The 23,930-nt window shown below is 67.1% G+C and carries 21 protein-coding genes and 8 pseudogenes; 13 read left to right on the plus strand and 16 right to left on the minus strand.

All coding sequences use genetic code 11. The annotated features are described in order from the left end of the window. The first annotated feature begins 60 nt into the window (after positions 1-60). Positions 61-1,728 (plus strand): DUF4209 domain-containing protein, encoded by a 1,668-nt coding sequence (locus KHP12_RS04940; protein WP_211831528.1) that lies wholly within the window; start codon positions 61-63, stop codon positions 1,726-1,728. Positions 1,729-1,859: 131 nt separating this feature from the next. Here the strand turns inward: KHP12_RS04940 and KHP12_RS50585 are convergent. Further along, positions 1,860-1,982: pseudogene (locus KHP12_RS50585) on the minus strand (TerD family protein); the annotation flags it as partial. An 80-nt stretch (positions 1,983-2,062) separates the two neighbouring features. Here KHP12_RS50585 and KHP12_RS04950 point away from each other — a divergent pair. From KHP12_RS04950 to KHP12_RS04965, 4 genes and pseudogenes are all read left to right on the plus strand, one after another. Further along, positions 2,063-2,653 (plus strand): annotated as a pseudogene (locus KHP12_RS04950) (transposase); the annotation flags it as partial. Positions 2,654-2,822: 169 nt separating this feature from the next. Continuing rightward, positions 2,823-4,313 carry an ISL3 family transposase gene (locus KHP12_RS04955; protein ID WP_308016596.1) on the plus strand — a complete coding sequence of 497 codons (1,491 nt, stop codon included), beginning with the start codon at positions 2,823-2,825 and terminating at the stop codon, positions 4,311-4,313. After that, positions 4,289-5,062: pseudogene (locus KHP12_RS04960) on the plus strand (IS256 family transposase); the annotation flags it as partial. The gene KHP12_RS04955 and the pseudogene KHP12_RS04960, both read left to right, overlap by 25 nt. Before the next feature lie 60 nt (positions 5,063-5,122). Further along, positions 5,123-5,776: a hypothetical protein gene (locus tag KHP12_RS04965; RefSeq protein ID WP_244202641.1), complete on the plus strand. Its 654-nt coding sequence runs from the start codon at positions 5,123-5,125 to the stop codon at positions 5,774-5,776. Between the two features lie 327 nt (positions 5,777-6,103). Here KHP12_RS04965 and KHP12_RS04970 read toward each other — a convergent pair whose 3' ends face one another. Then, positions 6,104-6,931 (minus strand): helix-turn-helix domain-containing protein, encoded by an 828-nt coding sequence (locus KHP12_RS04970; protein WP_167442420.1) that lies wholly within the window; start codon positions 6,929-6,931, stop codon positions 6,104-6,106. Positions 6,932-7,043: 112 nt separating this feature from the next. Here KHP12_RS04970 and KHP12_RS04975 point away from each other — a divergent pair, with 112 nt between their 5' ends. From KHP12_RS04975 to KHP12_RS52780, 4 genes and pseudogenes are all read left to right on the plus strand, one after another. Then, entirely contained in the window at positions 7,044-7,820 is a 777-nt protein-coding gene (locus KHP12_RS04975) for an alpha/beta fold hydrolase (RefSeq protein WP_086880688.1), read from the plus strand. 491 nt (positions 7,821-8,311) lie between these two features. Further along, positions 8,312-8,641, plus strand: coding sequence for a hypothetical protein (locus KHP12_RS04980; protein ID WP_143677925.1), 330 nt, complete (start codon positions 8,312-8,314; stop codon positions 8,639-8,641). A 128-nt stretch (positions 8,642-8,769) separates the two neighbouring features. Next, positions 8,770-9,531 (plus strand): annotated as a pseudogene (locus KHP12_RS04985) (transposase). Between the two features lie 40 nt (positions 9,532-9,571). Further along, complete coding sequence (locus KHP12_RS52780; RefSeq protein WP_308016591.1) at positions 9,572-10,417, plus strand: helix-turn-helix domain-containing protein; 846 nt, start codon at positions 9,572-9,574, stop codon at positions 10,415-10,417. Here KHP12_RS52780 and KHP12_RS04995 read toward each other — a convergent pair. Beyond that, positions 10,352-10,810: a MarR family winged helix-turn-helix transcriptional regulator gene (locus KHP12_RS04995; RefSeq protein WP_086880703.1), complete on the minus strand. Its 459-nt coding sequence runs from the start codon at positions 10,808-10,810 to the stop codon at positions 10,352-10,354. The two genes, KHP12_RS52780 and KHP12_RS04995, sit on opposite strands and share 66 nt — an antisense overlap. A gap of 64 nt (positions 10,811-10,874) precedes the next feature. On the opposite strand from KHP12_RS04995, the gene KHP12_RS05000 reads away from it, so the two are divergent. Further along, positions 10,875-11,243, plus strand: a complete 369-nt coding sequence (locus tag KHP12_RS05000; RefSeq protein ID WP_168512773.1) for a VOC family protein — start codon at positions 10,875-10,877, stop codon at positions 11,241-11,243. A gap of 118 nt (positions 11,244-11,361) precedes the next feature. On the opposite strand, the pseudogene KHP12_RS05005 reads toward KHP12_RS05000, so the two are convergent. From KHP12_RS05005 to KHP12_RS05025, 5 genes and pseudogenes are all read right to left on the minus strand, one after another. Beyond that, positions 11,362-11,613: pseudogene (locus KHP12_RS05005) on the minus strand (ATP-binding protein); the annotation flags it as partial. A gap of 166 nt (positions 11,614-11,779) precedes the next feature. Then, a complete protein-coding gene (locus tag KHP12_RS05010; RefSeq protein ID WP_086882058.1) occupies positions 11,780-13,570 on the minus strand; it encodes a reverse transcriptase/maturase family protein in 1,791 nt (596 codons plus the stop codon). 676 nt (positions 13,571-14,246) lie between these two features. Beyond that, positions 14,247-14,581 (minus strand): annotated as a pseudogene (locus KHP12_RS05015) (transposase); the annotation flags it as partial. A 7-nt stretch (positions 14,582-14,588) separates the two neighbouring features. Next, positions 14,589-15,086 (minus strand): HAMP domain-containing protein, encoded by a 498-nt coding sequence (locus KHP12_RS05020; RefSeq protein ID WP_211831529.1) that lies wholly within the window; start codon positions 15,084-15,086, stop codon positions 14,589-14,591. 367 nt (positions 15,087-15,453) lie between these two features. Continuing rightward, positions 15,454-15,984, minus strand: a complete 531-nt coding sequence (locus KHP12_RS05025; RefSeq protein WP_211831530.1) for a winged helix-turn-helix domain-containing protein — start codon at positions 15,982-15,984, stop codon at positions 15,454-15,456. 500 nt (positions 15,985-16,484) lie between these two features. Here KHP12_RS05025 and KHP12_RS05030 point away from each other — a divergent pair, with 500 nt between their 5' ends. Then, positions 16,485-16,727, plus strand: a complete 243-nt coding sequence (locus tag KHP12_RS05030; RefSeq protein WP_086880684.1) for a hypothetical protein — start codon at positions 16,485-16,487, stop codon at positions 16,725-16,727. A 259-nt stretch (positions 16,728-16,986) separates the two neighbouring features. Here the strand turns inward: KHP12_RS05030 and KHP12_RS05035 are convergent. Next, positions 16,987-17,476, minus strand: a pseudogene (locus KHP12_RS05035) (transposase); the annotation flags it as partial. Between the two features lie 212 nt (positions 17,477-17,688). Between KHP12_RS05035 and KHP12_RS05040 the strand changes: the two are divergent. Further along, positions 17,689-18,099 carry a helix-turn-helix domain-containing protein gene (locus KHP12_RS05040; RefSeq protein ID WP_143677924.1) on the plus strand — a complete coding sequence of 137 codons (411 nt, stop codon included), beginning with the start codon at positions 17,689-17,691 and terminating at the stop codon, positions 18,097-18,099. Between the two features lie 166 nt (positions 18,100-18,265). Here KHP12_RS05040 and KHP12_RS05045 read toward each other — a convergent pair whose 3' ends face one another. From KHP12_RS05045 to KHP12_RS05075, 7 genes and pseudogenes are all read right to left on the minus strand, one after another. Next, positions 18,266-18,736 (minus strand): S26 family signal peptidase, encoded by a 471-nt coding sequence (locus KHP12_RS05045; protein ID WP_244202639.1) that lies wholly within the window; start codon positions 18,734-18,736, stop codon positions 18,266-18,268. Then, positions 18,733-20,595, minus strand: coding sequence for an ABC transporter ATP-binding protein (locus KHP12_RS05050; RefSeq protein ID WP_244202638.1), 1,863 nt, complete (start codon positions 20,593-20,595; stop codon positions 18,733-18,735). The genes KHP12_RS05045 and KHP12_RS05050 overlap by 4 nt, the downstream gene beginning before the upstream one ends. Continuing rightward, entirely contained in the window at positions 20,592-21,134 is a 543-nt protein-coding gene (locus KHP12_RS05055; RefSeq protein WP_143677923.1) for a TlpA family protein disulfide reductase, read from the minus strand. Before KHP12_RS05055 ends, KHP12_RS05050 begins: the two co-directional genes overlap by 4 nt. A 14-nt stretch (positions 21,135-21,148) precedes the next feature. Further along, the gene (locus tag KHP12_RS05060; protein WP_211831532.1) at positions 21,149-21,697 is read right to left on the minus strand and encodes a MauE/DoxX family redox-associated membrane protein; all 549 of its coding nucleotides are present in this window, start codon (positions 21,695-21,697) and stop codon (positions 21,149-21,151) included. 106 nt (positions 21,698-21,803) lie between these two features. Continuing rightward, a complete protein-coding gene (locus KHP12_RS05065) occupies positions 21,804-21,986 on the minus strand; it encodes a hypothetical protein (protein ID WP_143677922.1) in 183 nt (60 codons plus the stop codon). A 557-nt stretch (positions 21,987-22,543) separates the two neighbouring features. Further along, positions 22,544-22,834: a transposase gene (locus KHP12_RS05070; RefSeq protein ID WP_211831533.1), complete on the minus strand. Its 291-nt coding sequence runs from the start codon at positions 22,832-22,834 to the stop codon at positions 22,544-22,546. Then, a pseudogene (locus KHP12_RS05075) lies at positions 22,768-23,015 on the minus strand (type IV toxin-antitoxin system AbiEi family antitoxin domain-containing protein); the annotation flags it as partial. The pseudogene KHP12_RS05075 and the gene KHP12_RS05070, both read right to left, overlap by 67 nt. Positions 23,016-23,647: 632 nt before the next feature. On the opposite strand from KHP12_RS05075, the gene KHP12_RS05080 reads away from it, so the two are divergent. Beyond that, positions 23,648-23,929: a transposase gene (locus KHP12_RS05080; RefSeq protein ID WP_086880678.1), complete on the plus strand. Its 282-nt coding sequence runs from the start codon at positions 23,648-23,650 to the stop codon at positions 23,927-23,929. Position 23,930: the final 1 nt, after the last annotated feature.

The following is a 23,930-nucleotide window of genomic DNA, read 5'->3' on the forward strand; positions in this document are numbered from 1 at the left end:
GGCGACGACGGAAGTGAGGCTCCCATGCCGCAGGTTGAACCGAGTGTTCTCGGCGCCCTCATGGAAGCGGCGAAGGACACCGTTTCCTATGAGGCCATCGCCGTCGTGCTCGCGGCTGCGGACATCAGCACGACCACGGCCGCCGCACAGCAGCGTGACGCGCTGCTCGCTGCGCTGCGACTTCGGCTATCGGGGACTGGGAAGGCGCAGGGCTTCACCGGGACGTTCCCCGGCGACTCGCTCAAGGGGCGCTCTGCGAGCCTGCCCGAGGGCACGGCCGACCAGTTGGAGATCTGGAGCGCCTACGCCGATGCCGTGAACACCCCGTTCGTCCGAGGCCGCCTTCATCATCTGCTGTTGGCCGCGGGACACGGCCGCAAGCACGATCACGCCCGGGGCGCGGCCGCCGGATACCTGGACGCGGCACCGCTTCTGCTCGCCGCCCCGAGGCGTTTTGCCGGACTGCGACGCGCGACCGAGTGCCTACGCTGGGCCGGAGACCTCGCCCGGACCTTCAACCTGAAGGACCTGCACAAGCGCGTCACCGAGGACATGGTCGCCCTGGTCGAACGCGTACTGGCCGATACCGAGGACGATCCGGGGATCGTGGACGGCCTTCTGGAAGGACTGCGTGTTCAGCGGTACGACATCAGGGACTTCGCGGAACGCGCCGCACGCCGCTATGCCAGCGATGTACACGCCCGTGTCGGCTTCCTCAAGCTGCTGAAGGCGGAACCCGGGCCCCGCCGAACCGACATCGACATCCAGATCGTCAGTGCTCTCCTCGACGCCGCCGATGCCGACGTCAACGCTGGATTCCGTCGCCACCTGCTGCTGACCCAGGCCGCGACCGAAGCACGGGACCGGGGGCTGTCCGAGCTGCGGGTGCGTGCCGAGATGGCCCTGCAGAACACCGATCCCGACTCCCTGGGATGGACCCGCATCCGTTGCGGACTTGCTCTCCCGCGTGCGCTGTTCAACGGGGCGCGAGCACACATCGACGCCGCCGCAGACTTGCGAGACGCCCTGTGGCGAACCACGGCAGACGTCCATCAGGCGATGCGCGAGCAGGCCGACGACGCGCGCGTACAGGAGGGTCTGCTGCGGATTCCGCGCACGCGCATCAACACTGCCGGACCTGTCCAGGTCACCCCGCCCGTCGACGCCGACGACAACCAGGCCGTCGAACTGCAGGTCCTCGCGCTGGACGTCCTCGGGCACCTCACCGCCCATCAACTCGACCACATCCACGAGCGTTTCGCACCCGACGAGGCCGAGCTGATTACCGCCCTGGCCCACGACACCGTGTTGCCCCAGCCGCGCGCCCGAACCCTTGCCCACGCCTTCCGCTACTTCTGGCTGGAGGAGCTCGACGCGGCAGCGTGCATCGCCCTGCCCCAGGTCGAGCAGATCCTCAGACAGCTCCTGCGTCCCCGGGTCCCGATCGTGTCCGCGCCCAAGGGGCAGACCCCCGGCACCGTCGACCAACTGGGCTCACTCATCCGCAGCATGCCCGCCGCCGGGTTCCCCGCGGATTGGAGCCGAGCCCTGGAACTCCTCCTCGCCGACCCCGACCGCGGCATGAACCTGCGCAACAAAATCTGCCACGGCTTGATCGACACCCCACCCAAGCACCACGTCGCGCTCATCCTCCAGGCAGCGCTGTACCTGCTCAGCCACGCCCACGACCATCGAACCCCCGCGCCCGTCACCCAGCCCGCTCCCTGAATGGATTCCAGACAAGCTGGCTCAAATAGGGGACAGACGGATGGTCCCGGCGAATCAGCAGTGCTGTTCGGCAAAAGCGTCCTCAGCTGGACGTTCTCCCTGCACACGGGATGCTGCGGCCCCTCCGGCCGTCAGGCTTCGACGTTGATGCCGTAGTCGGCGGCCAGGCCCGCGAGGCCGGTGTCGTAGCCCTGTCCGACAGCGCGGGCCTTCCAACCGGTCGTGTGGCGATAGAGCTCCACCGCGATCGTGACGGTCTCACCTGAGGAGAAGGGGCCCGGAGCGAGGGACTGTAAATCGTTCGGTGTAACTCCCGATCATGGAAGATGCATCGATGACCAGTGACAACGTGGCCGAGCACGAGGCCGGCGAGTCGGCAGCGGCTGTGTCGGCGAAAGCCGTGGACGACCAGCTGATCGACGAGCTGGTGAGCCGGGCCCAGGCCGAGGGTCTGCAACTGACCGGTGAGGGCGGGCTGCTGCGGCAGCTGACCAAGCGGCTGCTGGAGTCCGCTCTCGAAGGCGAGATCACCGACCACCTCGGCTATGACAAGCACGATCCGGAGGGCAAAGACGGCGGCAACTCCCGCAACGGCAAACGCTCCAAGACCGTGCTGACCGATGTCGGATCGGTGGAGACAGCCGTACCCCGCGACCGGGACGGCTCCTTCGAACCGAAGATCGTCAAGAAGCGGCAGAAGCGCCTGACCGGCGTCGACGAAATGGTCATCTCGCTGACGGCCAAGGGCCTGACCACCGGCGAGGTCCAGGCCCACCTGGCAGAGGTCTACGGCGCCGAGGTCTCCCGGCAGACCATCTCCACCATCACCGACAAGGTCCTCGATGGCATGGCCGAATGGCAAAGCCGCCCCCTCGACGCCGTCTACCCTGTGATCTTCATCGACGCCATCCACGTGAAGATCCGGGTTCTGTCGACGATCTTGTGATCCGGACGGTTGAGCGGGTTGCGCCGACTGTTCGCGATCATGCATCGGGTGCTCTCGTGATGTGCTCCTCGAGTTGTTTCCGTACCTGTCCGCGCTGCTGATCGAGGAGGTCGAGCGAGGGCCGGACAAGGTAGTACTGCGGGCACGAGTGCGGTCGACGACGGGGTCCTGCCATTGCGGTCACAGCTCGTCGCGGGTGCACGGCGGGTATGTACGCAAGCTGCGTGATGCCGCTGTGGGCGGTCTCGGTGTTGTGATCGAGTTACACATACGTCGCTTCCGCTGTGAGAATTCCGCCTGCGCAGCAGTGACGTTCGCCGAGCAGATCGCGGGGCTGACGACTCCGCACGGCCGCTATACCCCTTTGCTGCGTGGGCTGTTGATGCAGATCGGATTGGCGCTGGCCGGCCGGGCCGGGGCCCGCCTGGCGGCCGCGGTCGGCATCACCGTGGGCAGGGACACGCTGCTGCGGATGGTCCGGTCCTTGCCCGAGCCGGAGATCGGCGAAGTTGAGGTGCTTGGTGTCGACGACTTTGCCTTCCGCAAGGGCCGCCACTACGGCACGGTGCTGATCGACATGGCCACCCACCGGCCGCTGCATCTCTATGACGGTCGCGAGGGCGAGGACCTGGCCGCCTGGCTCCAAGGCCATCCCGAAGTGAAGGTCATCTGCCGGGACCGCTCCAGTGGCTACGGGGAGGGCGCGCGGGTCGGTGCGCCGCAGGCCCAGCAGGTCGCGGACCGATATCACTTGTGGGCCAACCTCGGCCAGGCGGTCGAGAAGACAGTCAACGCCCACCGCTCCCGCCTGGCAGAACCGCTTGCCGCAGCGGAGGACGGCCCCAGCCACCTGGGAGCGGAGCCCGAGGTGGTGCAGTCGTCGAAGGAGCTGAAGATCGTGACCCGGCTGCGGGAGCAGCATGCCGCCGCCCACGAGCTGTGGGCACAGGGGATGTCGAAGGCGGCGATCGGCCGGAAGCGCGGGCTGCACCAGGCCACCGTCCGCAAGCTGGTCAACGCCCGCTCCGCTGATGATGTCGTAGCCAAGAGCCTGCAGCGGGCGCATGTCGTCGACCCGTACGTCGGCTACCTGCACCAACGATGGAACGAAGGCATCAGAAATGCCGCACAGCTCCACCGGGAGATCCAGGAACTCGGCTATCCCGGAGGCGAGTTGGCCGTCCAGCGTCATCTGCGGCGCTACCGCACCGGGCGCGGACACGCACCCGCCGTCGGTCCCAAGCCTCCCTCGGTCCGCGAGGTCACCTCATGGATCATGACCCATCCCGAACACCTCCGCGACGGCGATGCCGACAAGCTGCACCGCCTGCGTGAGCGCGACCCCGAGCTGGACCGGCTCACCGGCCACGTCAGGAAGTTCGCCGTCATGATGACCACACGCCACGGCGACCGGCTCGAGGAGTGGATCGCCGGCGTCGAGCGCGACACCCTGGCTCCGCTTGCGGGCTTCGCCCGCAACCTCCGCCGCGACTTCGACGCCGTCTGCAACGGTCTGTCCCTGCCGCATAGTTCAGGCGCTGTTGAAGGCAACATCAACCGGCTGAAGATGCTGAAACGCCAGATGTTCGGCCGTGCCGGCCTCGATCTCCTCCGCAAACGCGTCCTGCTCGCACGGTGACGCCATCCCCACTGGATCACAAGATCGTCGACAGAACCAAGATCCGGGACGGCGCAGTCGCCAACCGGCCCATCTACATGGCCCTGGCCGTCACGACCGACGGCCGGCGCGAGATCCTCGGGCTGTGGGCCGGTGACGGCGGCGAGGGAGCCAAGCACTGGCTGCACATCCTCACCGAGATCAAGAACCGCGGCGTGGTCGACGTGCTGATGCTGGTCTGCGATGGGCTCAAGGGCCTGCCCGAGGCCGTCGAGACGGTCTGGCCCCGCACCATCGTGCAGACCTGCGTGGTGCACCTGCTGCGGAACTCCTTCCCGCTGTGCCGCCCGCCAGGACTGGGACAAGATCGCCAAGCTCCTCAAGCCCGTCTACACGGCACCGGCCGAGGAGGCCGCTCTGGACCGGTTCGCGGAGTTCGCCGAGGCCTGGGGCAGAAAGTATCCGGCGATCGTCAAACTCTGGGAGAACGGCTGGGAGGAGTTCCCCCGTTCCTGCGATTCGACACCGAGATCCGCCGGATCGTCTGCACCACCAACGCGATCGAGTCGGTCAACGCCCGCATCCGGCGAGCGGTCAAGGCACGCGGACACTTCCCGAACGAGCAGGCCGCGTTGAAGTGCGTCTACGTGGCGATCATGTCGCTCGACCCCACCGGCAAGGGACAGGCCCGCTGGACCATGCGCTGGAAGACCGCGCTGAACGCCTTCGACATCACCTTCGACGGCCGCCTCTCAGTGGCCCGCCAGTAACCCAACCACCCCAGTTACACCGCTCGTTTGACAGACCCGATGATGGAGCACAGGCGGTGGATGATGCCGCTGGACTGGATGGGGGAGTTAGGTGGGGATTTCGACTACGCCGCTGCGATCACGCGCACGCGAGAGCACCTGAGTGCCCTGGGGGTGAGTGCTGAGGCCGGGAACCTGGTCAATGCCGCCGCGGTCGGTATTACCCAGTTCGTCTGGCGCAATGGGCCGATCGAAGACGCTCACGCAGGGGCGCGGGGGCGGCGTAACAAACTCCATGACGGTGTCATGTTCGCACGCAACACCTGGGTCTATCACCAGGCACTCGAAGCGGTGAACAGCACCAAGCAGTACGCGCTGCTGCGGTTCGAAAAGCGCATCCTGGACCGCGAGCTCATCTGGCCGGGCACGTCCGGAACGCTGACGCAGTTTGGGCACGGTGCGCTCGGCGAGATCAAGAAGCACGCCAAGAAGCACATCAACTACCTCATGTACCTGCAAGGAGAGGTCCCTCAGGAGGAGTTCCTCGTCCTGTCTGCGCGCCACAGCCTCGACGCCAGCGACCACTTCGGGATGCCCGGGTGGCGCCCGCGCGTGCACGCCGCCATAGACCGGATCCGTGGACAGGACCGCGAGTTCGTTGAACTCCTTAAAAACCGACTACCAGATCGACTTCGCCGAACTGCTGAAGCGAGCCCCAGATGTCATCCGCGATGACTTGCCTGAGGTGGAAAGAGCGCTCCTGAATGCCCCGTACGAACTGGGAGCTGAGGCACTGGACTGGTTTGCCTGGAACCCAGTGCTCGACTCGCACCTTTGATCGGGAGCTGCCGCGGCCCTGCCCGCTTCGGTTGTCAGCTCCTGGGCAGAGCCATGCACCTGCCAGGCCGTAATGGGGAAGGGCGATGCGCAGATGGGTTGGATAAGGGTCGCGTGGGTGGGCGCGGTGGCGTACCGATGCAGAGAGGCGAGCTCGGAGTTCCGGTGATCTTGGGGTTGTGACGCCACGTGGTCGTAGATGTGGGTGTTCTTGTGGGCTCCTTCTCAGTCGGCGGCCGGCGTCGCCTGCCACGCGCCCGGGCGTTTGCCTGTGGCCTTGTGGAAGAACACCGAGAAGTTGGATGCGTCGGTGAAGCCGAGTATGTCGGCACAGCGGGCGGCGGTGAGGCGGTCGTGTGCGAGGAGCCGTTTGGCTTCCAGGGTGATCCGTTCGACGATGTATGCCTTCGCGGTGCGGCCGGTGGCCTGCTGCACCGCTCGTGAGAGGGTGCGGGGCGCGTATCCCAGCGCACGGGCGTAGTAGCCGGCGTCGTGGTGTTGCCGGAAGTGCGCTTCGACGCTGGAGCGGAACAACCGGAACACCGGATGTGTGAGCCGTGCTTCGGCGTGCGGTGGGTGCAGCCGGGTGATGAGCGCGGAGAGCAGGATTTCGGGCAGCTCCGTCGAGGAGGCACTGGGTGGGGCGGATGCTTCGAGGAGGAGATGGCTGCGCGCCGTGTCGACGAAGGGCCAGTCGGCGTCGGGGATGCTCCAGTGCGCGGCCAGGTCCGGGGAGGCGACGAGTTCTCGGGTGGTGTGGGTGACCGGCGCGGTCGGCACGAACAGCACGAGGTGCCCTGCCACTTCGGCGATGTCGTCCCACCGGTGCACCGCGCCGGGTGGAATCCACACCGCGGACCGATCTTGGAGCGGGTGGAGGTGGAAATCGACCGTGACGGAGCCGGGTCCGGTGTCGATGACGGCAAGGACGTGGAAGTCGGCGCGCTGCGTGCCGCCGTCGTTCAGCTCGCGAAGGCGGCCGAACGTCATCGTCTCGACCGAGGCGGCGCGGCGTCCTGCGGGCTGATAGGTCATCTGCCGGATCACGTTCACGTGTCCAGTTTTCACCATCGGGCGACCAGTCACGCCGATGCCCCGCCCGGGTGCCGAAAGTTTCAATGAATACACAGGGCAATCGCCCAGAGCATCGACCGGAAGAGCCATCATGAACACGACGCAGCAGACGCTTCTGCCCGCTTACGACCATCGGCCGGGGACTGGGCCGACTCTGGTGTTCCTGCACTATTGGGGTGGTTCTGCCCGCACCTGGGACCTCGTCGTCGACCGTCTGGCGGGCCGTGACGTGCTCACGGTCGACTTCCGCGGGTGGAGCCGGTCGAGCGCTCTGCCCGGTCCCTATACGCTCGGCCAGCTCGCCGACGACACGCTCGCCGTGCTCGCGGATGCGGGGGTCACCGACTACGTCCTGGTGGGGCATTCGATGGGGGGTAAGGTCGCACAGCTGGTCGCGGCCACCCGGCCCGCCGGCCTGCGCGGCATCGTTCTCGTCGGCTCCGGCCCGGCGAAGCCCGCCGCACAGGTCACTCCCGAGTACCAGGAAGCCCTGTCGCACGCCTACGACTCCGCCGAGTCCGTGGCCGGGGCACGGGATCACGTCCTCACCGCGACCGAGCTGCCCGCTCCGGTCAAGGCGCAGATCGTGACCGATTCGCGGACCGTCACCGACGCCGCCCGCACCGAGTGGCCGCTGCGCGGCATCGCGCAGGACATCACCGAGCACACGCGCATGGTCAGCGTGCCCGCTCTCGTCGTCGCCGGAGAACACGACCAGGTGGAGCCCGTCGGCGTGCTCCGCGACAACCTGGTGCCCTACCTCTCCCAAGCCGACTTCGTGGTGGTCCCCCACACCGGTCACCTGATCCCGCTGGAAGCCCCGGCCGACCTCGTCGACGCCATCACCGCATTCGCGCCGGCAGCCTGACCGTCCCCGCGGCCCGACGACGGGCTGTGCCCCTGATCACCCGCCCACAGGGCCGGGACAGGCCCTGCCGCGTTGCACCGCACCCGACAGATCTGCTTGTACGCCGGCCGCACAGCGGCCGGCACCGCATCGTGGACGACCTGTTCCCCGAGCCAGCCGCCCGGGGTCCGGGGCAACGCGGTGAGCGGCGCCCGTCACGCACCAGTCGCCTCCCCGTCTCACGCCCCGACGGGCCCGGCGACCGCCTTCTTGTGACTTCTCGCGCACCCTCGAGGAGCGGACGAAGAGGCGTCCGAACAGCCCGATCGGCAGGTACGGGTCACTGGCCCCGCCCGCTCGGCAGATGCTGAGATCGGTGATGTGGCCGGCGATCGGTGCGCCGGTGAGCAGGCTGAGTTCCGCGGCGGAGCCGAAGTGGTCGAGGTGACAGACGCCTGTCAGATCCCGGTGCCGGGGCCCGCATCATGCCGGCCCCGGGTCACACCGCCCCCGTGCTCGGCAAGCGTTCCGTCAACGCCTACCTGCTGCTGTCCGTCTCTGCCCTCACCGACCACGGCGATCTGGTCGCCGGAGACCTCGTGGCCACCCCGTTCCCGGGCTTCGGCAAGCGACCCGCCAACCGGCCCTTCCACGACGACCGGCTCGGCAACCTCGCCGGCCTGCGCGAGATGCCGGCCCTGAGCCCCACCAAGCTCCACGTCGGCCATGGCGCACCCCTCAACCCCGAGCAGGCAGGTCGCTGGGCTGCCGCAGAGCAACGACGGCTCGATCGCCTCGCGGTCCGGGGGCGTCTGCGGACCAGGAACGAACCCGCGGCATGATCACCGGATCCTGCTCACGACCCGGTCGTCGTGGGCACCAGACGACGGTCGGTGCGAGTAGTCCTCCTGTCTCACACACCTGAGCCGCGACCAGCAATTTCACGGTGCTCACCACTCATGGGGAACCTGTGCCTGTGCTGCCTGCGTGGCTGACCGGCCCGCTATGGGACCAATGCATGTCCCTGCTGCCCGAGCGGCCGACGTATCACCCGGACCATCCGCTGGGCTGCCACCGCCCGCGCATCAGCGACCGGATCGTCTTCGACAAGCTGCTGCAGCTCCTGCGCTTCGGCTGCTCCTACCTGGCGACCGCCGATACGACCTGCTCGGCCACCACGATCCGCAACCGCCGCAACGAGTGGATCCGTCTGGGAGTCTTCGCTCGATTGAAGCAGATCGCGCTGGAGTCCTAAACCGAATCGTTGATCGCGTCCACGACCAGATCGCCGTCGATGGATCGATCACCAAAGCCCCCGGCGGCGGCGAGGCGGCCGGGCGTTCCCTGGTCGACCGCGGCAAACAAGGCATGAAACGCTTCGGCATGACAGATGGTTCATCTGGACGCCGGCTACGACTCCGACACAACCCGCACCCTGCTCGACGGCCGCAACTTGCGCGGCCGGATTGCGCGCAAAGGAGAGAAAGGACCGATTCAGGAAAGTCGACGGTGGCACGTGGAGCGCACCCACGCCTGGCAAAACGCCTTCCACCGCCTCACCCGATGCTACGAGCGTCGACTCACCGTGATTGACGCCTTCTTCGACCTCGCCGACGCCGTCATCACCGTACGTAGTCCGATCCGCCAAGCATGGAGGACTCACCGCTGGAAGGCGCGCCATACCTGCGCCCATGAGCAGACGCCCTATCTGCCCGTCTGCGCGAGTTCTTAGTTGCTACCTCCTTTGCATGGTGCATCGAGGCTCTGCTGCTGTGGAGATCGTGCTCTGTGAGGCCGAGCGTGTCGAGCTCGTGCGCCGGGCGGAGTTGCCGGACCGGCGTATGGCTGAACGAGCCTGGATCATCCTCGTGTGCGCTGATGGGATGTCGAATGCGGGTGCGGCGCGGGCCCTTGGTGTCGGCGTCAAGTCGGTGCGCAAGTGGTGTGGGAAGTTCGCCGCACAGCGACTGGACGGGCTTGAGGATGAGGGCTGTGTCGGCCGGCCGAAGGCGGAGTTGGTTCTGGCCGGGGGTGAACGTGCCCAGTTGGCGCGCTGGGCGAGACGGGCCAAGACTGCCCAGTACCTCGTGCTGAGGGCGAGGATCGTGTTGCGGTGCGCGGAGGGTGTCACGAACAAGCAGGTTGTGGCTGACCTGGGAGTGGACCAGTCCACCGTGGACCGCTGGCGGGCTCGCTTCGTGGCCGATCGCCTCGACGGCCTGCAGGGCGAACCGCGATCCGGCCGGCCGGCCTCGATCCTGCTCGACCAGGTCGAAGACGTCATCGTTGCGACGCTGGAGTCTGGCTTTAACGGTTTGAGTTGGCCCCATTTTTCCGGCGTGAAGTGGCTCCACTCGAAGATCGGTTGGGCGGAGATTCCGGCTCGAAGTGGCCCCGGCTTCCGGGCCAAGTCGGCCCCGGCTCATAGCCGGCTCATCGCAGTAGAGGGTGTAGTCGGGGTCTGTCCTGTCGGTTTCCGAGGTCGCCGACACGAATTTCAGGCTCGGCTGCACTCCTGTCCGAGCCTGACGAGACGTGCGCCGCGGAACGAGCTATGCACCCTCGTTGTCACCACGCAGGGAATGGATCATGCTCTGCAGGATCCGGAACGCGCCTGACTGCTCGGTCTCGGTCAGGCCGGCCAGCATTCTGGCCTCGACGGACCGGACGGCTGCGCTCGCCTTCTCGAGACTTCGTCGGCCGCGAGGCGTGAGCCGCGCGGGAAGCACCTTCCCGACGGGTGCCTCCGCAGGCCTGGTCACGTAGCCGTCTCGCTCCAGGGCCTGGAGCAGCACGTTCATCGTCTGCCGTGTCACGAACGCGCCCCGCGCGAGCTCGGAGTTCGACAAGCCGGGTCGTTGCGCCAGCAGCTCGAGGCAGGAGTAGTGCGTCACGCTCATCCCGAGCGGCCGCAGCACTTCCTCCATGGCCGCGCGGAGGGCGCTCGACGCTTCTTTGAGCAGGTAGCCCAGTGACGTCTCCAGGTCGACGCCGACACCTTCTTGACTCATGTCAGTATTCTGACATAGATTGCGCATGTCAGAAAACTGACACGAAACCACAAGGAGCGTCATCATGCCCGCCACCGGCCCCGACTTCATCTCGCTCCAAGTGCGCGACCTCGACGCTTCACAGGCGTTCTACGAGCAGTACTTGGGCCTCGTCCGCTCGCCGGCCGGACCTCCGCACGCCGTCGTCTTCGAGACGAAGCCGATCGCGTTCGCACTCCGCGACGTCATTCCCGGCACCGACCTCGCATCCGTCGCTCAGCCCGGCATCGGTGCCGCGATCTGGCTCCACGCCACCGACGTCCAGGCCATCCACGACGCGCTCGTCGCCGACGGTCACACCATCGTCTCCGCACCGATCGACGGCCCCTTCGGTCGGACCTTCACCTTCGCCGACCCCGACGGCTACCAGGTCACGCTCCACGACCGCGCTTGATCGACCCAAACGCCACCGGACGATCATCAGCAGTTGTGCCCTGGGCTCGTGTGTGACGGTGCGACTCCCCGCCACAGGTTTTGACATTGCTTCCCCGGGCTCGTCCCGTGCTCGCTTGCTATGACTGCTTGCGCGGTTCTTGCTGCTTGGCCTTCGTGCGGGCGAGCCGGTAGGACTCGGTGCCGGTTTCGATGATGGTGCCGTTGAAGGTGAGCCGGTCGACGATGGCCGCGCAGAGCCTGGGGTCGGTGAACGTCTTGGTCCAGCCTCCGAACGATTCGTTCGAGGCGATGGCCACGCTGTTCTTCTCCTCCCGCTCGGTCAAAACCTGGAACAGCATCTCGGCTCCGCGGCGGTCGAGTTCGAGGTGTTGGGTCGGGGACGGGACGCCGTGCACTGTTTCCAGTGCCGGTCTTCCCGTCCCCGCCCGCCGAGTGAAGTAGGCCGCCGACGAGGTGCCCGTGGCTCGGGTCCTTTTCCGACGGCCCCTTCCCGAACGGAACGGGCGAGTTTCCCCGCATTCCGCTCTCCAGTGATCACGTCCGTTTGAGCGCAGTGGGCCGCCCGGAATGGATGTCTTCATGACAGCGGCGGCAGATCACCAAGGTTTTCCGCCGTCGCATCGCCATGAGGCGGACCCATGCCGGTTTCTCGCGCCGTCCTGGGCGGTTGAGGTCGGCGAGTTTGCGGACATGGTGCACTTCCAGGTGTGTCCGTGACTCGCAGAGCTCACAGCATTCGGCGAGGAGTCGATGAATCAGCTCGTTGCGCTTGCTGCTGGCCATGACGGGCTTGAGGTCGGTGAGGGTCGCTGTGCGCTGTCGTTTGAGCGGGATCCCCCCGAATCGGGCGACCAGTGGTTTCCTCCCTCGATCGCGTTCGACAGTGACCTGGAAACAGGTGCGCGGTCCTTCCGGCGTCTCGATCATGCTCTTGTACTTTCGAGCCGTCTTCGTGACCGTGCTGCGATGTTTCCCGGCCAAGGTCTTGAGCATCGAAGTCTCCATGACCCATCGGAGCTTGCCCAGGCGAAAGACGTCCTGGGCCAGAAGGTAGTACTGGACGACACCTTGAAACTCGGACTGGTACTTCGCAACGATGGTGAAGTCATCGTCACGCATGACCGAACCTCTCAGCGCCGGTTTTCCCTTGCTCATGTAGAGCGCGCATCGCTGCCTGATCGCCTGCCTGGGCACAAACAGCCCAATGGATCCATTGACTGCCCGTCGATTACGGGTGATCTTGTCGTTGGAGTATTGGGATTTGATGTCGTAGCCGAGGAAGTGCGCCGCCTGGCTGGTGGCGTGCGTGATCAACGTCTTGGCCTCAGAAAGTTCCAGCTCGAGTTCCTCTCGCAGGAACGCCCGAATCTTTGACTTGATCTCCTCTGCTTCGTGCCTGGGCCCGGCGAATCCCAGCAGCCAGTCGTCGGCATAGCGGACATACCGAAGCCGTCGATAGTCTGGATCATTGGGGTCTTGGCTCGGCAACGCTCGGCGCCGGGGTTCGAGCTCCCGCACCGATTTTCGGCAACCGCGCCGTCTCGCCCCTTGGATCCAGTGCTCCAACCGCCGGTATTCCCGGTTCGGTTGTCGACGCTGGCCGTGGTTGTATTCGGGCAGCAGCGACTGTTCAACGAACTGATCGAGCCGATCAAGGTAGATGTTCGACAGGATCGGGCTGGCCACTCCACCTTGCGGAGCACCGCTGAGTGTCGCATTCCAGCGCCAATCCTCCAGATATCCAGCCTTGAGCATGTGCCCGATCAGCCGGAGGAAACGGCCATCGTGGACTTTCTCCGACAGGATCGACAGCATGACACTATGGTCAAGGCTGCCGAAGCAGTCGGAGATATCGCCCTCGACGAACCAATGGGTTCCCGTCCAATACCGTTCCACCTCACTCAGTGCGGTGTGACAGCCCCGGCCGGGACGGAAGCCGTGGGAGCGGTCGGAGAACTGGACGTCGTAGTACGCCTCTAGAAGCATGCGCACTACCTCGGCCACGAGCTTGTCCGACCAAGTCGGCAGTCCTAGCGGACGCTTCTTGGCTGATCCCTTCTTCTCGATGTATACGCGTCTCGCCGGGGACCATCGATAGCGCTCGCAGCGGAGCGATTCGATGATCCTCTGGATCTTCTCCAGGGACATGCCATCCACGGTTTCCCTGGTGGCCCCGGGAGTCATCGCTCCCTTGTTGGCATAGATGCGCCCGTAGGCCAGCAGAAACAACTCCGTGTTGAATAACTGCCGGTAGAGCCTTTCGACCGGCAAACCTCTCTCACCGCGCTTGCGGAGGACGCTCAGCACCGTTTCAGCACTCTGCATTGCGCATGCTTCCCTTCGCCGAACATCTCGATCACCTGGTGCCCTTCGCCCTGTGGTCCCGGTTTTCCCGGCCTCCTTGGCAGGTCGTTACTCCTGCGACTACTACGGCACCTCCGTCGCCATAGGGCTCGCGCCCCGTAGGCGATCCCGTGGTACGTCTTCGCTGTACGTATCGAGCACGACGTAGGCCGTTCACTCATCTCCTTGACCACCCTCGTTGGGCGGCGTTTCGCGCCATGGAGGTTGCCTCGGCTTCACGGTTCATGGCCGGGCATGACGCGACGTCGGTTTCAGACGTTATTCCGACGGGTGCGCACTTTCACCACCGGAGATTGAACTTCAAGCAATCCAGCCTTGGCCTTATCGTGCGGGCCTTGCGGCACCCCGCCCTGAACGTCTCCAGACGGCCGCCGCTTTCCTGACATGCTCTTGTCCCCTCGCGCTTTCGCGTCCAGGTAAGTCAGGTGACCCAGAAACATTCCTCCAAGTTCCTCCCGATTGGGTCGGGGATACAACGAAGCGCCTCACGGCGCACACCGGACGTGCCCGTTGGCCGAGCATCCGGCTCTCCACGTGATCCAATGGATCAGGCGAGGTATTCGCTGACCTGGCCGACGAACGCCACATCGTCGTGGCTGGTCCGGCGGAAACGTGCTCCGTCCGGATCGACCTCGTCGACACCCTTCTTCAAAAAGCCGGTGTCATCGACGATCAGAACGGCCTCACGGTCACCGAGGTGTTCCACGACGTAGTCACGCACGTCGTCCAGGACCTCGTCGGCATCCCACTCGATCCGGTTCAGCAGCCGGTGGATGCGATCGGGACCGCCACGACCGGCCTCTTCCGCCAGCGTCCAGCCGTTCTTCCGCTCCAGCGGCGCGACCAGCCCCCCCGCATATACGCCAACGCCGACTCCCGCGGCTCCGACCTGTTGAACCGGTGCACAAACCGCTCATGCACCGCCTCGAGCTCACCCGCCCACAACCTGACATCAGCAAGGTCCCCACCCATAACCTCATCAACGAGTCAACTGGCCACCAGTCACGGCAAGCACCGTTGCAGTACCAGGGCGAGTGCGAGTTCGGTGCGAAGCGCGGCCAGAGGGGTGCGGAGTTCTTTGAGAGGCGTCGGCGACGAACCGTTGCTGCTGCTCGACTGCGGTGTGTAGGCGGTCCAGGGTGGTGTTCAGGGTGCGACCCAGTCGGCTGATCTCGTTGTCCGTCCGAGGTAGAGGGACGTGCCGGTCGAGATGGTGCGTGCTGAGTTGGGCGAATTCGGCGCGGATGGCTTCCATCGGCCGCAGCACCCGCCCGGCCGCGTACCAGGCGCTCGCGCTCGCCACAGTGGTGATGAAAGCGACCGCTCCCGAAAGCGACCACACCACCGTCCGCAACTGATCCTGCTCCCGCTGCAGCGGATTCTCCGCCAACAGCACCCAGTCCGGTACCCGGCCCAGGATCTCGGATTTATCAGGCACCGCGAACCGGTAGGCCGTGGCGCCGCTGAACGGCCACAACGACAGCGCGCCCCCTTTCGGCTCGGTCTGGAGCTCCTTTCAGTCAGACGGCATCGTGTCCCCGGGCAGAAGCGGTAGATACTCCTATGCGCACCCGCTTCATCATGCACGACAAGGGGTTTGTCGCATGGTCCCAGCTTGATACCGAAGTCGTAATTGTGGTATCCGAGGGCCAAGATTTCGGTCGAGGTCCTGGTCGCGGGGGCGGCTTGGTTAAGGAGCCTGGCCCGTACAGCAACAGCAGCTACGACGGCGGTGCCAGTCAGAGGCACGGCCACGAGGAGAGCAACGAGCAGAGCGGTGCGGGCCCGGATGGTAGTCGGCCGCAGTCTCCCCAGACGGCCGCGCCGGGTCCTCCCACGGATGGTCATGCGGGAGCGGGACCGGGCTCGAGGCGGTAGCCGCAGCCGCGCACCGTGTGAATGGTGTGTACACCGTACGGGGCATCGATCTTGCGACGCAGGGCGCTGATATAGACCTCAACGATGTTGATGTCGCCATCGAAGTCGTTGTCCCAGACATGTTCGAGGACCTCGGTATTGGCGACTACCTCGCCGCGGCGGCGGGCGAGATACTCCAGCACCGAGAACTCCCTGGCAGTCAGTGCCAGTACCGCTTCCCCGCGGCTGCAGCGTCGTGCGGCCGGATCGATATGCAAGTTTCCGACCTCGAAGGCTGCCGGGCGTTCGCGCTGACCACGGCGGATCAGGGCCCTCAGGCGGGCCGTCAGCGCGACGAAGGAGAATGCCAGCACGGCCACGTCGTAGGCGTTGGTCGTCGCCAGTTCCAGGCCGTAGGGCCCGTCGAAGGCAACGTCTACCGCGTAACCTTCACCGGCCAGCCCCCGTCTGAGTAACTCCGCTGGCCGCCGGTCGTCCTCCACCACGAGAATCCGCATACCTCACAGCACCCCGCATCCCTGCTGAAGCCACCCTGAAAGATCCTCAGCAACCTTCAGTATCTGCTCAGCGCTGTGATGGCAGCATCGTTGTCGCTGTACCAGGAGGGGCGCATCGACCCGCACAACAACATCGTCCGAGGGCCGCCGGCGCACACAGGAGCGGGTTTCAACGATCTCCTCGCATGCTCACCTGGACAATCCCGGTTGCGCCGCCGAGCAGACTTTCTCGGCGGCAACCCGGGAGGAGGGGTTACTTTGCCACTGAGATTCAGACGGAGGACGCTCGGCCTCACAGGCCGGGCCACGTACGGGATACCGCTGCGGGACTACAGGAACCTGCCGCCCACAGCGTGCGCGAATCAGCAACAACCCTGCGCGGAATGACAAGGCCGGGTGCTGCCGCGCTCGGCATCCTCAATGCCGAACCTCATACGCTTGCCCTCGGCGTCGATGAAGCCGCTGACTTATAGTGGAGTCCTCGACGCGCTGAACGCGTCATGCAAACGCCTGGGGGCCGCAACAAGTGCGACACCACCGGCAAGAACTGGCCCGCCGGATCGTGCTCAAACATCTGGGGCGACAAGTTCGACTACATGTTCTTCGGCGACCGCGGCTTGCGACTCATAGATTGTGATGTCGTCAACCGCAAGAACACCGTGAGTTCGCGGGCGTACAAGGACAACAAACTCAGCGACCACTGGAGGCTCGAAGCCACCATCCGGCCCGTCACCGTACGCTAGCCCGCGCCGAATCAGGGAAACCCCCTCATGTCGACGTTCGGCGCCTCAACTGGTCGATCGGCGCCCCGAGGCTGGCTGAACACCGCTCGTGCGTGACGGTCGCCAACCGGGACCCCAGCAACAACGTTCCGATCCGGCAGTACCAGTGCGAGGGCGACTTCGCCTGGCACTTCACCATCTCCCCGCCTGTCTGAGCAGGGCCGGGACCACCGCGGCGGTTGCCCCTGCATCCCTGGCTCGGTCAGCCGCCGCCTGGCGTCGGTTTCCTCGGCCAGCTTGGGGTGGCTCCCTTCCGCGCAAGACGCCTGGTCATGAGAGTGATAACCGCCCAGGTGATCAGCGTTTCGGAATGCTGGACGAGTCGTTCGTAGTCCGGCGCATGCCGGCGGGCGTGCATCATCCAGGCACAGCGACTGTTCGACGACCCAGCGGCGGGGCAGGACGACGAAGCCGGAGGCGTCCATGGGGCGGCTGACCGGCTTGTTGGTCAGATTCAGGTGCCTTTTTGCCCAGGTCACGAGCTTGCCGACATAGGCGGAGTCGGCCCAGACGATGGTGATTTTGGGATGCATGAGGCAGAGGCGGAAGAGGACTTCCCTGGCCGCGGCGCTGTCGTGCAGGTCGGCGGGGGTGACCATGACCAGCAGGGGCAGGCCGCGGGTGTCGACGACCATGTGGCGCTTGCGGCCGTTGATCTTCTTGCCCGCGTCGTAGCCGCGGGAGTCGCGGCCGACGGTCTCGGCGGCCTTTCTGTCCGCCTCAACGGAGAACCACACAAACAGCCCACTGAAGGGAGAACATCATGCGCACTGCGATATCCGCAGTCAGCGACAAGCTGGTTGCGCTCCTCGCGCCCCGTGCGGCGGCTGCCGCCGCCGCAGTTACGAGAGGCCACGAGATGAGGCATCACTGTCCGCCCTGCCCCGACGACGTTTCCGACCCCCGGTCGTTCGTGGACCGCATGCGTGCGCTCAAAGCGTGGTCCGGGCTGACGTACCGGGAGATCGCGGCTCGCGCGCACCAGAACGGCGACGTGTTGCCGCCCAGCACGCTCGCGACCGTGCTGGGCCGCACCACTTTGCCCCGGGAGGACGTGGTACGGGCGTTCGTGCGGGTCTGTGGAGGCAAGGAGGAGACGGACGCCTGGTTACGGGCGCGCAGCGGGATCGCCCAGGCTGCTTGGACGCCGGCCGGCCCGGGTGGGGCGCCCGGGCCGGCTCTAAACGACGGGGAGGGCGCCGACGGACGTCACCAGATGGCCGACGCCGCCGTCGCGACAGTGTTCGCCGCCGGTTGCCTGACCTCCTGGTGGTGCGGCAAACGGCTCGGCAGCAGGGCCACACGGCGACGCCACGGCCAGGGCATGCACTGAACGGGCTCCTAGGAACCGTTCGTTGATCGCTGTGATGGGGGTACGGCCCGGCGGCCCGGTTGGGCCTCTCACTCACCACAAGCAAGCAGTTCCGGTCTGGACTCCGCGTAGCCGTGAGGTCTGCATGTGCCGCAGTCGCGGAACAGAACCACCGGACGAGCGGGATTCACCGCCGGTGCGCGCCCTCGGGCTGGGGCAGGGACCGCGTCACCACCCCGAGCACGTCGCCCAGCGGGAAGAAGCCCAACTGGCGTGAGTCCACGCTGGCGGCCGCGTTGTCGCCAAGGAGCACCACGCGGCCCGGCGGCACCCGTCCCTCATGGCCCTCCGCGAGCGGGGGGACCGACCCGGGCGGCACCGGTTCCCCCGGCACCGCCGCCACCCTCTTCACAATCAGCGGACTGTGCCGGTCCTCCCGCCAGATCGCCGGTGACCGGGGTCGCAGCACCACCACGACCTGCCCCCGGCGCACCGTGCGCGTACGGCGCACCAGCAGCCGGTCCCCGTGGTGGTGCGTGGGGGTCATGCTCGTCCCGCGCACGGTGACGACGAGCAGACGGCGGGCGGCGCCCGCCCCGCAGGCCGCGAGGACGGCCAGCGCCACCGCCGAAACCCAGACGTCCCGCCCGCCGGTCACGGTGACACCTCCGTCAGCGCTGCCCCCTCGGACGGCCCGGCGTCGTCGGGCAAGTAGCCCGTGGCCTGGATTGCGAAGAGCCGCGCGTACTCGCCACCGACCGCCAGCAGCCGCGCGTGGTCGCCGCGCTCGACGACGCGCCCGTCGGAGAGGACGACGATGACGTCGGCATTGCGGAGCGAGCCCATCCGGTGGGAGATCAGAACGCTGGTCCGGCCCCGGCGGTGCCGCGCGATCGAGGTGTGGATCTCGTACTCGGCCTCGGCGTCCAGTCGCGCCGAGGGTTCGTCGAGGATCATCAGGTCCCGCGTGCCCCGCAGGAAGGCCCGCGCCAGAGCCAGACGCTGGCTCTGGCCGCCGGACAGCAGCACACCCGACTCGGGGTCGTCCCTGTCTTCTTCCATAAAGAACGTCCTGGTAAGCGGTGTCTGATAGCCCTTCGGTAGCTCCTTGACGGTGTCGTGCGCCCCGGCCCGCCGGGCAGCCGACACGATCTGCTCCTCGTCGTCGAGCGCGCCCAGGTCGCCCAGCGCGATGTTCTCAGCCGCCGTCAGGTCGTATTGCACGAAGTCCTGGAATACCGCGGTGATCCGGTCGCGCAGCTCCGCCGGATCGACCTCGCGCAGGTCGACGCCGTCCCACAGGATGGCGCCCTGGGTCGGATCGTAGAAGCGGCAGAGCAGTTTGACCAGCGTCGTCTTGCCCGACCCGTTGAGGCCCACCAGGGCCAGCGAACTACCATGGGGAATGGTCAGGTTGACGCCCCTGAGGACCCACGGGTGCCGCTCCGAGTACCGGAACCACACGTCGCGCAGCTCGATGCCCCGGCGCAGGGCGGGCAGCGGCCGGGGGTCCGGCGCGAGTACCAGGTCCGGCGGGGCCTCGATCACGTACCGGTAGTGGCTGAAGATCAGCAGCGACTCGCTGGCACGGGCCGCCTCGTGCGCCAGCGCGGCGAACGCGGACTGGGTCCCGGCGATGGCGGCGACGAGGAGCGTGACGTCACCCGCCGTCAACTCGCCCCGGTACGTCCCGCGCACCGCCCACAGCAGACTCCCGCCCGTCATCAGCGAGGCGAGCAGCCCGAGGCCCGACTGCACGGCGACCTCGCGCCGGTCCACGGCCCGGCGGGCCGCGTTGGCCGTCCGCCGCTCGGCGAGCATCCGGTCCCGCAGGAAGCCGCCGATGGCGAAGAGGCGCACCTCCTTGGCCGCCTCGGCGTCCGCCAGGAGACCGCCGTAGAACCACTCCCGCCGCTCCATCGCCCCGACCCGCCAGGCCACGCCCGCCCGCCGACGCGAAAGGGCGATCTCCGCGCAGAGCGTCGGCACCCCGGCGGCGGCCACCAGGATTGTCAGTACCGGGTTCAGCACCAGCAGGGAACCCAGGAAGCCGGTGACCGTGATCGCGGACCGTGCCAGGCCGAGTGTCGCGTCCATCACCTGTGCGGGGACGCGGCCACCGCCCTGCCGGGCCAGTTGTAGCCGGTCCAGGAAGGCTGGGTCCTCGAAGCGGCTCAGGCCGGGGAAGCCCGCCGCCTTTGTGAAGAGCTGGGCGTCGGCGCGGAGTGCGGTACGCCGGTCCACCTCCGCGGACAGGTAGCGGCACACGTGCGGCAGCAGGGCGGCGACGGCACCGACGACCGTGAGGCCGAGCGCCGGGGCGAGCAGCGCGCTCATCCCCGCGCCCGAGCCCAGGTTGTCCAGCACCGACTTGGTCAGCCACGCCGCGGCGACCGTCAGCAGACCGGCGGCCAGACTCAGCACGCCGTACAGCATGGACGCGACCGGAGCGGCCCCGGCCGCCAGGCTGGCGGCCAGCAGCAGCCCGCCCCGGCGTGCGGGCACAGACGGATTCATCGCGGGGACGCCTCCCGCGCCAAGTCCACCATATGACCGGTGACGACGGTACGGTCCCGGTCCGAGCGGACGCGCAGTGTCGCGGGGAACGCGTCCACGCGCAGGGCCGCGCACACCGGCCCACCCCTCGGTTCCACGACGACTCGGGCCACCGAGCTCAGCTCCCGGACGAAGCGCTCGCACTCCTCTGGTTCGCCGACGACGATCGCGAGCGTCCGGTCCCGGCCGCCGGGCTCGGCGGCCGCGTACGCGACGAGTTCGGGCAGCTTCGCCCGGCACGGCTCGCAGTTCGGGGAGAGGAAGGCGATCAGTGCCTCGTCCGGCAGCAAGGAGCGGCTAACCAGTGCGCCGTCCACCGACACGGCGGTGAAGGGGGGCAGTTCCTCTCCGGGGCGCAGCGGCGTCATCCCCCTGCCCGGCGCCCGCGCGGGCCCGGCCGGACCGTACTCCCGCAGCTTCTTGATCACTCCGATGGTGAGCAGCAGGTCCAATACGCACAGGATGCCAACGAGCACCACTGCCGAAGTCAGAGCAGCCATCCAGCACCTCTCAGTCACTCAGTCATGGAAGGGGCAACGGGCCGGAACAGACTCACCAGGTCCTCCACCACGGTGACCAGGCCGCCGGCAACCGCGCCCGTGCACCACGCCACCGCGACCATTCCGGGGTCCGATCCACCAGCCGGGCCGGTCACCACCGCCGCCGCGCCCACCCCGGCGACGGACGCCAGCAGCCCGTTCCGTATGACGTGCGCCCGGCCCAGCGGCGCGGCCGAGCGGCCGAAGCACCGGCAGCGCACGGTGGTTCCCCTGCCCACCGACCGGGCGATGACCACGGTGAACACAGCAAGAAGCGCGGTGGCCGTCAGCAAACCCGCCAGTGTCGCCGGGGTGTACGGCAGGATCAGCGCGAGGCAGACAGCGCCCTCCACCGCGACCACCGCGAGAGCCACCGCCCGCACGGCTGACCCGGACACCGCGGCGAGGGGCCGCAACGAGTCGGTGAAGGCGGAGAACGCCCCGGCCCTGCCGACCTTGCCGGCCACGGCGATGAGGAACATGGCGGTCAGCAGCCCGCGCACGCCGTAAGCGAAGTAGTTCATTGCCGCCTTCTCTCAGGGCCCGGGACCCGCTGGCCGGAGTCCCGTCGTGCACAGGAGGGAGGGCACACCGAGCGGTACGCCCTCCCCGGTCACCGGTGCTCCGCCGTCAGCAGGGGCTTTCCGACGGCTCGCCGTACCAGCGGCAGTTCCTGCCGCTGTTGTTGCAGCACCAGTCCTGCCAGCGGCCCTCTGCGTTGCAACGCGTGATGCAGATGAGTGCGTCCGCGTCGGCGGATGGGAGGAACCGTTCCAGCAGGGAGGTGCCGAGATTTCCGAGCCTGTTGAGCATGACCATTCCTCGTTTCGACGGCCCCTCGTGTCCCGGAGGGAGACGTCCGGTAGGGAGGCGAGGGGGTCTGGACCCGACCCGGTGAGCGGGCGGGATGAACGGTGACGAGTCTGGGGTGGGGTGAGCACTGGTTCAACGCTGGGACGGCGCTCCGACACATTCCGAACGCGTTCCGAACACCGGGGCCTGGTAGGAGCGTCTGTTCAGGACGCGTCCGCAGGTTCGTTCCGGTCGCCGGTCGCCGGTCGCCGGTCGCCGGTCGCCGGGCGACTATGTGCGACATCCCGTGGTGCGCCACGAGGCGCCAGTGCGCTGTGAGGCGCGGTGAATCGAAGGAGGTGCAAGACCTCCTCGCCAGGCTGTCGCAGCAGCGTGGTGGGAGCTGAGGGTCCGACCCGGGAGACGCCGGGGAAGGCGGGAAGCAGCGCTGAATAAGCCGGGACTGCTCGTCGCGGAGGTTGTTGATCACCGTGTCGGCCTCGTGCGGGGCTGGTCGAGCCCCTTGACAAAAAAGCACGCTGGCGGCGGCCTTGAGGATCTCATTCGCCCGCCGCAACTCAGCGTATTTCCTTACACAGTTGCGCGAGTTCGATGCGCTCGTCAGTGGTCAGCAGGTCGGGCCCGCTGCCCTGGCCGGCCTCCGCCTGGCGGACCCAGCCCCGCAAAGCTTCCTTGTGGATGCCCAGGTCTCGGGCCACGTGAGCGACCGGACGGCCGGAGGACTGGACTTCACGGACCGCTCGCTCACGCAGCTCGTCCGGGTACTTCCAAGGCCGCGTAGTCAGGGCGAGATCGCAGTTGTCAACGCTGTGGAAGGGGCGTCGTGCTGGGCCTCGGGCGTGATCCACTCCTCGTTGAGTGCGTAGACGCCGCGAGCGATCCTCGGAGGATGCCCTCGTTGACCCAGCGGCCGAGCTCGGCACGCAGTCCTCGCGCATCGTCCAGACCGATCCCCCGGGCGAACTCGCAGGAACGCCAGGAGAGCGACGGGTTGGTCCGCATCAACTACAGTGTCCGATCGCGTCGGCCCACCGGGGCCCGGCGTAGGTGCTGGTTGGAGTATTCGCGGGTGCCGGCCGGTGGACAGTGTCCCCGGGCCTCGTCTATTGCCCGTGGGGAAGATCGTTCGGCTGAAGCCCCACGGTGCCTTTCGCCGCGAAGGCGACCGCCACCGCCGGCAGCCCGCACCCCACAGTCCGGCGCCGGCCAGGTTCCCCCGTCGTGACCGGCACACTCTTCCACGCCTCTCAAGGCCGGGCCACCAACCGACTTCCGCTCCAGCAGCCGACGCCTGCCCACACACGGCAACCGCGAGACCGGTGCGGCCATCGAAGCGCCGGACCACGTGACGAAGACGACCGGCAAAGCGGCAGCGAACACAGTCCTGCGCAAGCACGGCCTGAGCCCTGCCCAAAAACGCCTGACCCAGGAGAACGAACCTGGCCCGACGATGCCCCGTGCCCACGGCGAAGGCCTCAACCGCCGTTGGAGGCGTTTGAGGCCTCGCCCTCGCTGTGATGGTTCAGGCAGCTCTCACGAGCTGACGGCCATCGTGCTGGCGGTTGTCGCCCGTGGCCCACCGGCGGTAGGCGTCGGGGCTTCACCCTTGATCGTGGACACCTGGAGACTGGGGCCTGAGGTTCCAGAGGAAGTAGCACCAGGTGGGAAGTAAGTACACGAAGCGGTACACCGAGGAGTTCAGGAGGGACGCGATCGCGCTCGTGGACTCCTCGGATAAGACGGTCACGGCTATCGCCCGGGAACTCGGCATCAGCTCGGAGTCCCTGCGCGGCTGGTACCGTCGGGCCGAGGCAGACCGGGGCGAGGGGCAGCCCGGCGAGCTGACCAGCGCCGAGCGCGAGGAACTGCTGCGGCTGCGCAAGGAGAACCGCGAACAGCAGCAGACGATCGAGATCCTGAAAAAGCGACGGCCTTCTTCGTGAA

The sequence above is a fragment of the Streptomyces asiaticus genome, assembly GCF_018138715.1.
In the GTDB taxonomy this organism is placed as follows: Bacteria; Actinomycetota; Actinomycetes; order Streptomycetales; family Streptomycetaceae; genus Streptomyces; species Streptomyces asiaticus.